At 74.7% G+C, this 12,492-nt stretch carries 13 protein-coding genes; 6 read left to right on the top strand and 7 right to left on the bottom strand.

Going from position 1 to position 12,492, the window contains the following annotated elements; translation table 11 throughout:
- Positions 1 to 1,322 (bottom strand): bifunctional phosphatase PAP2/O-acyltransferase family protein (locus ABD296_RS31965; RefSeq protein ID WP_344275690.1); only part of this gene is annotated, 1,322 nt, incomplete at its 3' end.
- Between the two features lie 217 nt (positions 1,323 to 1,539).
- Here ABD296_RS31965 and ABD296_RS31970 point away from each other — a divergent pair.
- Both ABD296_RS31970 and ABD296_RS31975 read left to right on the top strand, forming a co-directional pair.
- Positions 1,540 to 2,277 carry a PadR family transcriptional regulator gene (locus ABD296_RS31970; RefSeq protein WP_344275693.1) on the top strand — a complete coding sequence of 246 codons (738 nt, stop codon included), beginning with the start codon at positions 1,540 to 1,542 and terminating at the stop codon, positions 2,275 to 2,277.
- Positions 2,278 to 2,281: 4 nt separating this feature from the next.
- Positions 2,282 to 2,779, top strand: coding sequence for a DUF1707 SHOCT-like domain-containing protein (locus ABD296_RS31975; RefSeq protein WP_344275696.1), 498 nt, complete (start codon positions 2,282 to 2,284; stop codon positions 2,777 to 2,779).
- A 2-nt stretch (positions 2,780 to 2,781) separates the two neighbouring features.
- Here the strand turns inward: ABD296_RS31975 and ABD296_RS31980 are convergent, their stop codons facing one another.
- A complete protein-coding gene (locus tag ABD296_RS31980; RefSeq protein WP_344275698.1) occupies positions 2,782 to 3,720 on the bottom strand; it encodes a LysR family transcriptional regulator in 939 nt (312 codons plus the stop codon).
- Positions 3,721 to 3,793: 73 nt separating this feature from the next.
- Here ABD296_RS31980 and ABD296_RS31985 point away from each other — a divergent pair, with 73 nt between their 5' ends.
- Positions 3,794 to 3,973 carry a hypothetical protein gene (locus ABD296_RS31985; RefSeq protein ID WP_344275701.1) on the top strand — a complete coding sequence of 60 codons (180 nt, stop codon included), beginning with the start codon at positions 3,794 to 3,796 and terminating at the stop codon, positions 3,971 to 3,973.
- Here ABD296_RS31985 and ABD296_RS31990 read toward each other — a convergent pair.
- From ABD296_RS31990 to edd, 4 genes are all read right to left on the bottom strand, one after another.
- A complete protein-coding gene (locus tag ABD296_RS31990; protein ID WP_344275704.1) occupies positions 3,949 to 4,344 on the bottom strand; it encodes a PPOX class F420-dependent oxidoreductase in 396 nt (131 codons plus the stop codon). The genes ABD296_RS31985 and ABD296_RS31990 overlap by 25 nt on opposite strands.
- Positions 4,345 to 4,406: 62 nt before the next feature.
- Positions 4,407 to 5,033 (bottom strand): bifunctional 4-hydroxy-2-oxoglutarate aldolase/2-dehydro-3-deoxy-phosphogluconate aldolase, encoded by a 627-nt coding sequence (gene eda / locus ABD296_RS31995; protein WP_344275707.1) that lies wholly within the window; start codon positions 5,031 to 5,033, stop codon positions 4,407 to 4,409.
- Positions 5,030 to 6,025 (bottom strand): glucokinase, encoded by a 996-nt coding sequence (gene glk / locus ABD296_RS32000; RefSeq protein WP_344275710.1) that lies wholly within the window; start codon positions 6,023 to 6,025, stop codon positions 5,030 to 5,032. Before glk ends, eda begins: the two co-directional genes overlap by 4 nt.
- Complete coding sequence (gene edd / locus ABD296_RS32005; RefSeq protein ID WP_344275713.1) at positions 6,022 to 7,863, bottom strand: phosphogluconate dehydratase; 1,842 nt, start codon at positions 7,861 to 7,863, stop codon at positions 6,022 to 6,024. Before edd ends, glk begins: the two co-directional genes overlap by 4 nt.
- A 148-nt stretch (positions 7,864 to 8,011) precedes the next feature.
- Here edd and ABD296_RS32010 point away from each other — a divergent pair, with 148 nt between their 5' ends.
- On the top strand, positions 8,012 to 9,130 hold the full coding sequence (locus ABD296_RS32010; protein ID WP_344275716.1) for an ROK family transcriptional regulator: 1,119 nt from the start codon (positions 8,012 to 8,014) through the stop codon (positions 9,128 to 9,130).
- A gap of 6 nt (positions 9,131 to 9,136) precedes the next feature.
- Here ABD296_RS32010 and ABD296_RS32015 read toward each other — a convergent pair whose 3' ends face one another.
- Positions 9,137 to 10,789, bottom strand: coding sequence for an ABC-F family ATP-binding cassette domain-containing protein (locus ABD296_RS32015; RefSeq protein ID WP_344275719.1), 1,653 nt, complete (start codon positions 10,787 to 10,789; stop codon positions 9,137 to 9,139).
- A gap of 101 nt (positions 10,790 to 10,890) precedes the next feature.
- Between ABD296_RS32015 and ABD296_RS32020 the strand changes: the two genes are divergently transcribed.
- Together ABD296_RS32020 and ABD296_RS32025 are read left to right on the top strand one after the other, a co-directional pair.
- Positions 10,891 to 11,595 carry a GNAT family N-acetyltransferase gene (locus ABD296_RS32020; RefSeq protein ID WP_344275722.1) on the top strand — a complete coding sequence of 235 codons (705 nt, stop codon included), beginning with the start codon at positions 10,891 to 10,893 and terminating at the stop codon, positions 11,593 to 11,595.
- A 98-nt stretch (positions 11,596 to 11,693) separates the two neighbouring features.
- On the top strand, positions 11,694 to 12,485 hold the full coding sequence (locus ABD296_RS32025) for an SAM-dependent methyltransferase (RefSeq protein ID WP_344275725.1): 792 nt from the start codon (positions 11,694 to 11,696) through the stop codon (positions 12,483 to 12,485).
- Positions 12,486 to 12,492 lie beyond the last annotated feature (7 nt).

The following is a 12,492-nucleotide window of genomic DNA, read 5'->3' on the forward strand; positions in this document are numbered from 1 at the left end:
GCGCCGACCCCGATGTCCTCGGCGAGCTGCGCCAGCGCGCGCGGGCCGCCGAGCGCCTCCCGGACGCGGCGGCGCCGCGGCTCCGTCCCCCCGCCACCGGACGGGGCGGGCGCGGCGGGCTCCATCAGCGAGATGGCCTGCGCGACCACGCCGACGCCGTCCGCGACGACGTGGTGCATCAGGAACACCAGCGTGGTGCGGCCGGGCGCGGCCCCGTTGACCAGGATCATCCGCCACAGCGGCCGGTCGCGGGGCAGCGGCTCGGCCTGGATCTCGGCGATCATCGCGCGCAGGCCGTCCATGCCGTCGACGTCGCGCTCGGTGACGTGCCAGGACCAGTCGACGGCGGGGTGGTCGAGCCAGACCGGCCGGCGCCACCGGCCCCGGTCGGCGAGCCGCTGCCGGAACCGCGGCAGCCGGTCGAGCCGGTCGCCGATCAGCCGGACCAGGTCGTCGCGGCCGAGCGCGCGGCGCGAGGTGTCGAGCATGATGACGCCGCCCGTGTGCTGCGGCGCGGCGCCGGTCTCCACCGCCAGGAAGAACGCGTCCTGCGCCGGGACGCGCTCGGCCGCCGGCGGCCGGGCCGCCAGCCGTTCGGCGGTGAGCACCGACAGCGCCACCAGCGGGACGGCCGCGACCGCGTCCAGGACGTAGTGGTTGGCCGTGGCGACGATGACGTACGCGGTCACCGCGATGTGCGCGCCGTTCAGGGCGCGGACCCACCGCAGCGCCTTCACCCGCGCCAGTTCGACGCCGGCCCACAGCGTCCAGGCCATGTGCAGGGACGGGACGGCCGCGAGCCGGTCCGCGTGCCCGATCAGCGGCGAGCCCCACGACCCCCAGGTCCGGCCGAGCCGCACGGTGTCGACGAAGCCGGGATCGCCCAGCAGCCGGGGCGGCGCCACCGGGAACAGCGCGAAGCACGCGATCGCGACGACGTTGAGGATGACGAACGCGTTGCGCGCCGTCCGGTACCGCTCGGGATGCCGCAGGTACAGCCAGACCAGCAGCGCGAGCGTCGCCACGGCGTAGGTGGTGGCGTACTCGTAGTCGGCGAGCAGCCGCCAGACGGGCCGTCCGGCCAGCCAGCGGTTGAGCGCCGGTTCGACGTCGGCGTGCAGGGCGCGCTCCAGGCCGTACACCAGTTCGCCGTGCCGGCGGGCCGCGTGCTCCCTGACCTGCTCCGGCAGCATCGCCACCAGGGAGTACAGCCCGAACAGCGCCAGCCCGAGCAGAACCTCGCCGCTCGCCCGCCCGCGCGTCCCGGAGCCGTCCCGGGCGAGGACGGCGTCCTGCGCGGTCACCGCTTCCTGAGTCCCCATGGTCCCCCCGCACGGCTGTTTACCCAGCATTTCCGCCGGTCAGACGGCCATGACCGGAATAAAGGATCTTGTCCGGGATGTCGGTACGGCCCGGCCGTGCGGGCCTCAGTCGGGTCGCGGTCGGTCCGGGAACCATCTGGCGCACCGACCCGTCTTCGATATATCGTTGTCGTATCGCGAAGGATCAAAGAGAGATCTCAGAAGGAAGGTGCAGAACATGGGAGCGGCACACGCGCACGGCGGACCCGACTGGCGCTGGGCGTTCGCGGCGGCGGCGCTCGGGGCGAAGGCCGCGCACGCGGCGTCCCGGCATCACGGCCCCCACGGCCCCGGGCCCCGCAGCGAGTTCCCCGGCTTCGGCCCGATGTTCGGCGGCGGCCCCGGCGGCCCCTGGGGACCACCCGGCGGATTCGGGCCCGGCCGGGCGCCGTGGGCGCGCGGGCGCGGCCCGTGGGGGCGGGGGCAGAAGGCCCGCAAGGGCAACGTCCGCGCGGCGATCCTCGTCCTGCTGGCCGAGGAGCCCCGCAACGGCTACCAGATCATCCAGGAGATCAACGAGCGCAGCGGCGGCGCCTGGAAGCCGAGCCCCGGCGCGGTCTACCCGGCGCTGCAGCAGCTCGCCGACGAGGGCCTCATCGCGGGCGAGGAGGGCGGCGGCCGCCGCACCTTCCACCTCACCGACGAGGGCCGCGCCCACGTCGAGGAGAACGCCGAGCGGCTCGCCGAGCCGTGGGCGGAGATGACGCCCGAGTTCGGCGAGGGCGTCCCCGAGCTGTTCAAGCAGGCCGCGCAGACGGGGGCCGCGGTGATGCAGATCGTCCACTCCGGCTCGCCCGGGCAGGTCGCCCAGGCCACGGACGTCCTGTCGGAGGCCCGCCGGAACCTGTACCGCATCCTGGCCGACGACGCGCCCGACGCCGACGCGGGCCCGACCGCCACCGACGACGAGGAGTAGACCAGTGACTCGCCCGGACGACATCCGCATCGGCGACGCCGAGCGGGACGCCGTGATGGTCGCCCTGCACGACCACTTCGCGGCGGGGCGGCTCGACCGCGGTGAACTCGACGAGCGCATGGACGCCGTGCTGTCCGCCAAGACGCACGGCGACCTGCGCGTCCTCGTCCGCGACCTGCCCGCGCCGACCGGCCTGCCCGAACCGGAACGGTCCGCGGCGGCCATCGGCGAGGTCCCCTGGGACCTCGGCCCCGCGCTCATGTTCGGCGGCCCGGGGCACCCGTTGCGGCGGCACCACCGGCACATGGCGCACCGGCGCGGCCCGCGCTTCCCGGCGTTCCCACTGATGATCGCCGTGTTCTTCGCGGTGGCGTTCACCGTGGGCGTGGGCACGGCGGCGCTCGCGGTGCTGCACGTCGCGCTGGTGATCTGGCTGGTCCGCGCCGCCATGCTGCTGACCGGCGCCCGCCGCGCCCGCCGCCACCTGACCCCCGGCGCCTGACGTCAGGCGACCGGACGTTCTGGGGCGGGGGTGCAGCGGGCCGGGACGGCGGCGCGGAGCGCGGCGAGGGCGCGGGCGATCAGCGGGTTCGCGCGGCTGCCGCGCCGGACGCAGGTCAGCACCTGCCGCATCGGCACGGCGTCGCCGGACAGCGGGACGCGCACCACCGGCTGGTCGGCCGGGCCGTCGGCGAGGCGCGGGACGAGCGAGACGCCGAGCCCGTTGGCCACGAGCGCCCAGATCACCGACCAGGTGGTGGCGTTGTGCGTGATCCGGGGCGTGAACCCGGCCGCCGCGCAGTAGGCCATGACCTGCTGGTGGTGGGCGCAGCCCTCGGGCTGCACGCTGATCCACGCCTCGGCCGCGGTGTCCTCCAGCCGGACGTCGCGGCGGCCCGCGAACGGGTGCCCGGCCGGAACGATCAGGTCGAGCGCCTCCGCCATCAGCGGCTCGCGGTCGAACCGCGGGTCGCCGGGCGGCGGCGCGCCCGCGGTGGGCTCGATGACCGCGACGTCGGTGTCGCCGGCCGCGAGCAGGCCCAGGGCCACGTCGGTGTCGCACTCGCGGATCTCGACCGTGAGGGACGGGTCGGCGCGCAGCAGGGCGCCGGCGGCCGGGGCGACCAGCCCGCCGACCGCCGTGGTGAACCCGCACATGCGCAGCGGCCCGGCGGCCCCGGCGCGGTGCGACTCCAGGTCGCCGAGCGCCTCCTCCCAGCGGGCCAGCATCGCGTCGGCGTGCTCGATCAGCAGGTGCGCGGCCGGGGTGAGCCGCACCCGGCGGCCCTGCGGCTCCAGCAGCGGCACCTTCAGCTCTCGCGCGAGTTCCCGCAGGTGGTGGGAGACGGCCGACGGGGTGAGGTGCAGCGCGTCCGCCGCCGAGGTGACCGTCCCGTACTGGTGGACGAGCCGGAGCATGTGCAACCGCCGCAGATCGACCATGCAATCATTTTGCACGGATGACAGAAGAAATGTGAAATGGACGGCAACGTTCCGGTCTGTGCAGACTGCCGTCATGACACAGCGAGGCAGGATCCTTTCCCGGCATCTCACCAGTGACGGCGTCGTCGTGTGGAGCCGCTGCGCCTGCGGGCGGCTGCGGATGGACCTCGTCCCGGCGGCGGGCGGGGCGCGGCTCGGGGCCGGGCCGTGCCCGCACCGGGGCGGCGGTCACGCGTCGAGCGTCAGTTCGTAGTGCAGCGTCCTGTAGTGCTTCATCCGGTGGACCAGCGGGACCGCGATGCCCTGCTGGAAGCGGTGCTTGCGCGCCAGCAACCGGCGGATCGGCTTCGCCTCCTCCTCGGTGAGCAGCCGCACACGGCCGTGCACCGCGGGGCCCGTGACCTTGCCGCTGTAGGTGCTCGGGGCGACCTCGACCTCGGGGTTACGGGCCAGCCGCTTGGTCTTGTACGCCTTGTCGTAGGTGCGGAAGTAGGCGTGGTCGCCGCGGACGACGACGTTCACCGGCGTCCCGACCGGCGTGCCGTCCTTGCGGTAGGTGGTCAGCAGGACGGTGCGCTGCCCGGCCAGGCCGTCCAGGATCTCGCGGATCTTCGTGCTCTGCATTGCGGGCCTCCCTTGTTCTCGCTCCTGCCCAGGAGACGGGAGGGAGACCCGCGGATGTGACATCAGCTCCGGCGCAGGCCCGCGGCCTCGGCGGCGAGGGCGCGGACGCGGTCCCAGTCGCCGGCGCCGACGGCGTCGGACGGGGTGAGCCAGGTGCCACCGACGCAGCCGACGTTCGGCAGCGCGAGGTAGTCGGCGGCGTTGCCGAGCCGGATCCCGCCGGTCGGGCAGAACCGGATCTGCGGCAGCGGCCCGCCGAGCGCCTTCAGGTAGGGGACGCCGCCCGCCGGCTCGGCGGGGAAGAACTTCATCGCGGTGATCCCCTCCTCCAGCAGCGCCATCGCCTCGGACGCGCTGGAGACGCCCGGCAGGAACGGCAGGCCCGTGTCCGCCATCGCGGCGCGCAGCCGGGGCGTGCAGCCGGGGCTGACGAGGAACCGCGCGCCCGCCTTCAGCGACCGCTCGGCGTCCCGCGCGGTGACGACCGTCCCGGCGCCGACGACGGCGTCCGGCACCTCGGCGGCGATCCGCTCGATCGACTCGACGGCGGCGGGCGTGCGCAGCGTCACCTCGATCGCGGGCAGGCCGCCCTCGACGAGGGCGCGGGCCAGCGGCACCGCGGCGCCGGCGTCCTCCAGGACGACGACCGGGACGACGGGCGCCAGCCCGAACAGCTCTTCGGTGTTCATGAGGTCTCCAGGATCTCCGGGACGGCGGGGCTCTGCGCCAGCCGGGCGGCCGCGCCGGCGAGCGCCGGGAGCGGGTGGACGATCAGCGCGGTCGGGATGGGCCGCAGGTAGTCCTCGACGGGCGGCTTCGCCTCGAACCGGGCGCGGAAGTCGCTGGCCGCGAGGGCGCCGGCGATGCGCGGGAGGATGCCGCCGCCGAGGTAGACGCCGCCGCGCGCGCCGAGCGTCAGCGCGACGTTCCCGGCGAGCGAGCCGAGGAGCGCGCAGAACATCCCGAGGGTCTCCGCGCAGCGCGGGTCGCCGTCGTGCGCGCAGATCCGCGCCGGGTCGAGGGGCTCGGCCGGCACGCCGTCGAGGAGCGCCAGGTAGCGGTGGATCGCGGCGAGGCCGCTGCCGGACAGCAGCGACTCGGCGCGGGACGCGCCGTACTCGGCGCGCAGCAGCCGCACGACCTCCAGCTCCCGGTCGGTCGCGGCGGGCACGTCCACCTGGCCGCCCTCGCCAGGCAGCGGCACCCAGCCGGCGGGGGTCGGGACGAGCCCGGCGACACCGAGCCCGGTGCCCGGGCCGACCACCGCGAGCGGGGCGGCCTCGTCCCGGCCGGCTGCGCTTAGCCCGACCGGGCCGACGGGGACCACGTCGTCCGGGCCGAGGCGCGGCAGCGCCAGCGCGAGCGCCTCGAAGTCGTTGATGATCTCCAGGTGCGGGATGCCGAGGCGGTCCCCCACCTCCTGCGGGGTGCCCTTCGGCCAGCCGGCGTTGGTCAGGTGGTAGGTCCCGTTCGCGACGGGACCCGCCACGGCCAGGCACGCCGCCGACGGGCGGACGCCCGGGGCGTGCCGGTCGAGGTAGGCGGCCGCGGCCTCCGCCAGCCCCGCGTGCTCGCGGGTCGGCAGCGACTCGACCCGGTAGGGGGCGCCGTCGGGACCGTCCACCAGGGCGAAGCGGGCGTTGGTACCGCCGACGTCCGCGACCAGCCACACCCCGCTCACGCGAACACCCCGGCGCCCAGTTCGGCTGCGCTGACCGAGCGGCGGAACGTGTTGAACAGCTCGCGTCCGGTGCCCGTCCACTCCTCCGCGGACGGCGCCGCGCCGGCCGGGATGCGCGCGTCGAACTCCTCGTCCGGGACGAGCACCTCGAGCAGCCCCTTGTCGGCGTCCAGCCGGACGATGTCGCCGTCGCGGACACGGGCGAGCGGCCCGCCCGCCGCGGCCTCCGGTGACACGTGGATCGCGGCGGGCACCGCCCCCGAGGCGCCCGACATGCGTCCGTCGGTGACCAGCGCGACCCGGAACCCGCGGTCCTGGAGCACCGACAGCGGCGGGGTGAGGCGGTGCAGCTCCGGCATGCCGTTGGCGCGCGGGCCCTGGTGCCGGACGACCGCGACGACGTCCCGGTCCAGCTCACCGGCGGCGAACGCCTCCTGCAGCGCCTCCTGCGACTCGAAGACCCGGGCGGGCGCCTCGACCGTGCGGTGCTCGGGCCGCACCGCCGACACCTTGATCACGGCGCGGCCGAGGTTGCCGGACACGGTGTGCAGGCCGCCGTGGGTGTCGAACGGCTCGGCCGCCGGGCGCAGGACGTCCGGGTCGCCGGACTCGGTGGGCGCGTCATGCCACACCACCTTGCCGCCTTCCATCTGCGGAGTCTTGCGGTAGGCGGCGAGGGTGGCGCCGCCGACGGTCCGGGCGTCCTCGTGCAGTAGCCCGGCGTCGATCAGCTCGCCGATCAGGAACGCGGTGCCGCCCGCCGCGTGGAAGTGGTTCACGTCGGCGGTCCCGTTGGGGTAGAGCCGGGTGAGCAGCGGCGTCACCTTGGACAGCTCGTCGAAGTCGTCCCAGGTCAGTTCGATGCCCGCGGCGGCGGCCATCGCGACCAGGTGCAGCGTGTGGTTGGTGGAGCCGCCGGTCGCCAGCAGCGCGACGATCGCGTTGGCGAACGCCCGCTCGTCCAGCAGCTCGCCGATCGGGGTGTACTCGTCGGCGAGGTCCGTCAGCTTCAGGACCCGGCGGCCGGCCGCCTCGGTCAGCCCGTCGCGCAGCGGGGTGCCCGGCGGGATGAAGCTGGCGCCCGGCAGGTGCAGGCCCATGACCTCCATCAGCAGCTGGTTGGAGTTGGCCGTCCCGTAAAAGGTGCAGGTGCCCGCCGAATGGTAGGACGCGGCCTCGGCGGCGAGCAGCTCGTCCCGCCCGATCTCGCCCGCCGCGTACCGCTTGCGGACCTTGGCCTTCTGCGCGTTCGGCAGCCCGGACGCCATCGGCCCGGCCGGCACCAGGATCACCGGCAGGTGCCCGAACGCCAGCGCGCCGATCACCAGCCCGGGGACGATCTTGTCGCACACCCCGAGCAGCAGCGCGCCGTCGAACATGTCGTGCGACAGCGCCACCGCCGTCGCCATCGCCACCACGTCCCGGCTGAACAGCGACAACTCCATGCCGGCACGGCCCTGCGTGATGCCGTCGCACATCGCCGGGACGCCGCCGGCGAACTGCGCGGTGCCGCCCGCCTGCCGGATCGCGGCCTTCAGGATGTCCGGGTAGTCCTTCAATGGCTGGTGCGCGGAGAGCATGTCGTTGTAGGCGGAAACGATCGCGATGTTCGGTGTCACGTTCCCGCGCAGCCACAGCTTGTCCTGGACGCCGCAGGCCGCGAACCCGTGCGCCAGGTTCGCGCAGCCCATGCCGCCGCGCGCCGGGCCCTGCGTGCGGGCGGCGGCGATGCGGCCGAGGTAGGCGGTGCGCCGGGCGGCGCTCCGCTCGGCGACGCGCTGGGTGACGCGTTCCAGAACGGGATGCAACACGGGTCGGCGGGCGGGTTGCAGGGCCATCACAAGCTCCAGACCAGGGGGATCAGTTGATCGACAAACTATCGAGACATAGGTCACGCATACAAGGCGACTTATGAACTTCAACTAACAAAAGTCCGTCTGTTCGTCTAACTGGACGTACCGAACGGGCGCGTGCTTGACTGACCGGATGCCGCGTCCCGCCAGCCGCCCGTCCACGAGCGGCGACGTACTGCGCCTCATCCGCGAGGACGGCGTCGCCACCCGCGCCGAGCTGGGCCGCGTGACCGGGCTGTCCCGCCCCGCCGTGGCGTCCCGGGTCGCCGACCTGGTCGGCCGCGGCCTCGTCGTCGAGCGCGCGGACGGGCCGTCCACCGGCGGAAGGCCCCCGGCCCGGCTGGAGTTCAACGCCGCCGGCGGCGCCGTGCTGGTCGCCAACCTCGGCCAGTCCCGCGGCCAGCTCGCCGTCTGCGACCTCGCCGGCCGCATCCTCGCCCAGGTCGACGCGCCGCCCGCCGACACCACCGCGGGCAAGACCCTGCCCCGCCTCCTCGACCACTGGGCCGACCTGCTCGCCGGGTCCGGCCTCGACCCGGCCGCGGTGCGCGGCGTCGGCCTCGGCGTCCCCGACGCCGTCGAGCACGTCCCCGGACGCTGGGACGGCGTCGAGATCGGCCCCCCGGTCCGGGACCGCTTCGGCGTCGCCGCCTACCTCGACAACGAGGTCAACACCGCCGCGCTCGGCGAGCACCAGGCCCACCCCGGCGTCCGCGACCTGCTGTTCGTCAAGGTGTCCACCGGGATCGGCGCGGGTGTGATCGCGGGCGGCGCCATCCAGCGCGGCGCGCTCGGCGCCGCGGGCGAGATCGGCCACGTGCCCGTCCCGTCCGGCACCGGGGCGCCGTGCCGCTGCGGCAACACGGGCTGCGTCGAGGCCGTCGCGGGCGGCACCGCCCTGCTCGCCCGCTCCCCCGCGGCCGACCTGCCCGCCCTGGCCGCCCTCGCCCGTTCCGGCGACCCCGCCACCGTCGCGCTGCTGCGCGAGGCGGGCCGCCGCATCGGCGAGGTCGTCGCCACCGCCGTCAACCTGCTGAACCCCGCCGTCGTCGTCCTCGGCGGCGGTCTGGTCGGCGCCGACGAGCCCCTCATCGCCGGCCTGCGCGAGGCCGTCTACCAGCGCTCGACCGTCCTCGCGACCCGCAGCCTGCGGATCGAGCCGAGCCGCCTCGGCGAGACGGCCGGCCTCACCGGCTGCGCCGCCATGGTCCTGGCCAACATCCTGTCCCCCGACGCCATCGACGCCCTCTGACCCTCCTCAGCGGTCGGCCGGGGCGAGGTCGTCGGCGACGCGGCCGTCCGCGACGGTGAGGCGGCGGGTGGTGCGGACGGCCTGGAGCATCCGGCGGTCGTGCGTGACCAGCAGCAACGTGCCGGTGTAGCCGTCCAGCGCGGATTCGAGCTGCTCGATCGCCGGGAGATCGAGGTGGTTGGTCGGCTCGTCCAGCACCAGCAGGTTGACGCCCCTGCCCTGGAGCAGGGCGAGGGCGGCGCGGGTCCGCTCGCCGGGCGACAGCGTGCCCGCCGGGCGCAGGACGTGGCCGGCGCGCAGGCCGAACTTCGCCAGCAGGGTCCGGGCGGGCTCGGGGTCCAGACCGGACGCGGCGGCGAACGCCTCCAGCAGCGGCTCGTCCCCGAGGAACAGGCCGCGCGCCTGGTCGACCTCGCCGACCACGACGCCCGGCCCGAGCGCGGCATCGCCCTCGTCCGGGACGATCCGGCCGAGCAGCGCGCCCAGCAGCGTCGTCTTGCCCGCGCCGTTCGCCCCGGTGATCGCGACCCGGTCGGCCCAGCCGATCTCCAGGTCCACCGGCCCCAGCGTGAACGCGTCCCGCCGCACCACCGCGCCCCGCAGCGTCGCCACCACCGCGCCGGACCGGGGCGCCGCGGCGATCTCCATCCGCAGCTCCCACTCCTTGCGCGGCTCCTCCACGGTCTCCAGCCGCTCGATGGCCCGCTCGGTCTGCCGCGCCTTCGCCGCCTGCTTCTCGCTGGCCTCCGACCGGAACTTGCGGCCGATCTTGTCGTTGTCGGTGGCCTTGCGGCGCGCGTTGCGGACGCCCTTGTCCATCCAGGAGCGCTGCATCCGGCCGCGCTCGCGCAGGGCCGACAGCTTGCCCGCGTACTCCTCGTACTCGGCCCGCGCGTGCTGCCGCGCGATCTCCCGTTCGGCCAGGTAGGCGTCGTATCCGCCGCCGTACAGGTTCACCTGGCGCTGGACGAGGTCCAGTTCGAGGACGGCGGTCGCCGTCCTCGCGAGGAACTCGCGGTCGTGGCTGACGACGACCGTCCCCGCCCGCAGGCCGGTGACGAACCGCTCCAGCCGATCGAGGCCGTCCAGGTCGAGGTCGTTCGTGGGCTCGTCCAGCAGGAACACGTCGTACCGGCTGAGCAGCAGCGACGCCAGGCCCGCCCGCGCCGCCTGCCCGCCGGACAGCGCGGTCATCGGCTGGTCGAGCGCGACCCCGAGGCCCAGCTCGGCCGCGACCTCACCGGCCCGGTCCTCGAGATCGGCGCCGCCAAGGGCGAGCCAGCGCTCCAGCGCCACCGCGTAGGCGTCGTCGGCGCCCGCGCGCCCTTCCACCAGACCCTCGGTCGCCGCGTCCAGGTCGGCCTGCGCCGTCGCCACGCCCGTCCGGCGCGCGAGGAACCCCGCCACGGACTCCCCCGGCCGCCGCTCCGGCTCCTGCGGCAGGTACCCGACGGCCGCCGACGCCGGGCTCAGCTGGACGGCGCCCTGCTCAGGCGTCCCGATCCCGGCCAGCAGCCGCAGCAGCGTCGACTTCCCCGCACCGTTGCCGCCGACGAGCCCGACGACGTCCCCAGGGGCGACGACGAGGTCCAGGCCGTCGAACAGCGCACGGTCCCCATGCCCGGCCGCGAGATCTTTGACAACGAGAGTGGCGCTCATAGGCCCTCAACGCTATCCGCCCCCGGCCCCCGGCCGGACGGGGCGAGCCCCATCGTTGATCGCCAGGAGTCATCCGGTCCGTCCCGGACGTTGGGGTGGACATGAACCCGCTTTACCTACAGACCGTAAAGGCTTGGCCCCCCGATGGCGCCGGTTCCCTCGCGCCGGCGCAGATCCGGCCGTTCGCCGAGAGTGACCGCACGGAACTGCTCGCCCTGTTCGGCCGCGCCCGCGAGGGCTCCCCGTCCGGGTCCCTCTGGGGCCACGAGGAGTCCGAGGCGTCCATCTACCTCACCCCCTACATGGACCTGGAGCCGGAGTCGCTCTTCGTCGCCGAGTCCGGGGGACGGCTCGTGGGCTGCCTGACCGGGTGCCCCGACTCGTCCCGCCTCCCGAGCGAGGAGGCCCGCACGCTGGAGGCCATCCGGAGGCACCACCTCATGCTGCGCCCCCGCCTCGCGGCCTTCTTCGCGCGCAGCACCGGGGACCTGCTGTGGGCCGCGGCCCGCCACCGCCCCAGGGCGGCCGCCTTCGAGGACCCCCGGTGGCCCGCTCACCTGCACATCAACCTCGTCCCCGAGGCGCGCGGGACCGGAGCCGCCGAGAACCTCATGACCGCCTGGTTCGACCGGCTCAGGTCCACCGGCTCCCCCGGCTGCCACCTGCAGACCCTGTGCGAGAACACCCGCGCCCTCTCGTTCTTCCGGCGCATGGGCTTCACCGAGCACGGCCCGGCCCGCCTCGTCCCCGGCCTCCGGTACCGCGGCCAGCGCCTCCACCAACGAACCATGACCTGGACCCCGTAGCCCGCCGGGCCACATCCGGTCCCCCGCTTTCCCTGTGGACGGCCGGCTCCGATCCTTACGCTCTGTCCCGACACAGTTCCGGCCGGATCGAGGAGCCCATGACGGAACCGGAGATCAACCAGGATGTCCCGCACTCCGCCCGCGTCTGGAACTACCTGCTCGGCGGGAAGGACAACTACCCCTCCGACCAGGCGGCGGGCGACCAGGCCCTGGACGTGCTGCCCGAGGTGGCGCGGCTCGCCCGCGAATCCCGCCAGTACCTCAACCGCGCGGTGTCCTACCTGGTGGAAGAGGCGGGCGTGCGGCAGTTCCTCGACATCGGCACCGGCCTGCCCACGGCCGACAACACCCACGAGGTCGCCCAGCGGTCGGCGCCCGAGGCCCGGATCGTCTACGTCGACAACGACCCGCTCGTGCTGGTCCACGCCCGGGCCCTGCTGACGAGCAGCCCCGAGGGCGCCTGCGAGTACCTCCACACCGACCTGCGCGACCCCGACACCATCCTGAAGGAGGCCGCCCGGACGCTGGACTTCGGCCGGCCGGTCGCGCTGATGCTCATGGGCATCACCGAGTTCATCCCCGACCACGACCAGCTGTTCGACATCGTCGACCGCCTGGTGGCGGCGCTGCCGTCCGGGTCGTACCTGGCGCTGTACGCCACGACGAACGTCGTGCACGGCGAGCGGACCGACCAGGCGATCGAGATGTGGAACCAGGCCGACGGAACGACCCCCATGACGGCCCGCTCGGTCGAGCAGATCACCCGCCTGTTCCGCGGCCTCGACCTGGTGGACCCGGGCCTGGTCGAGATCACCCAGTGGCGCCCCGTCCACCCCGACCTGACCGGAGACCCCGTAGACGGCTACGCAGGCATAGCCCGCAGATCCTAAAGCCGCC

Origin of the sequence: Actinomadura napierensis (assembly GCF_039529375.1) — a bacterium.
Lineage (GTDB): Bacteria > Actinomycetota > Actinomycetes > Streptosporangiales > Streptosporangiaceae > Spirillospora > Spirillospora napierensis.

Excerpts from the sequence above, each read along its gene's own strand:
- ABD296_RS31970 (WP_344275693.1), top strand. The coding sequence starts at position 1,540 with ATGGGAGCGGCACACGCGCACGGCGGACCCGACTGGCGCTGGGCGTTC.
- ABD296_RS31980 (WP_344275698.1), bottom strand. The coding sequence starts at position 3,720 with ATGGTCGATCTGCGGCGGTTGCACATGCTCCGGCTCGTCCACCAGTAC.
- ABD296_RS31985 (WP_344275701.1), top strand. The coding sequence starts at position 3,794 with ATGACACAGCGAGGCAGGATCCTTTCCCGGCATCTCACCAGTGACGGC.
- ABD296_RS31990 (WP_344275704.1), bottom strand. The coding sequence starts at position 4,344 with ATGCAGAGCACGAAGATCCGCGAGATCCTGGACGGCCTGGCCGGGCAG.
- eda (WP_344275707.1), bottom strand. The coding sequence starts at position 5,033 with ATGAACACCGAAGAGCTGTTCGGGCTGGCGCCCGTCGTCCCGGTCGTC.
- edd (WP_344275713.1), bottom strand. The coding sequence starts at position 7,863 with ATGGCCCTGCAACCCGCCCGCCGACCCGTGTTGCATCCCGTTCTGGAA.
- ABD296_RS32010 (WP_344275716.1), top strand. The coding sequence starts at position 8,012 with ATGCCGCGTCCCGCCAGCCGCCCGTCCACGAGCGGCGACGTACTGCGC.
- ABD296_RS32015 (WP_344275719.1), bottom strand. The coding sequence starts at position 10,789 with ATGAGCGCCACTCTCGTTGTCAAAGATCTCGCGGCCGGGCATGGGGAC.
- ABD296_RS32020 (WP_344275722.1), top strand. The coding sequence starts at position 10,891 with ATGAACCCGCTTTACCTACAGACCGTAAAGGCTTGGCCCCCCGATGGC.
- ABD296_RS32025 (WP_344275725.1), top strand. The coding sequence starts at position 11,694 with ATGACGGAACCGGAGATCAACCAGGATGTCCCGCACTCCGCCCGCGTC.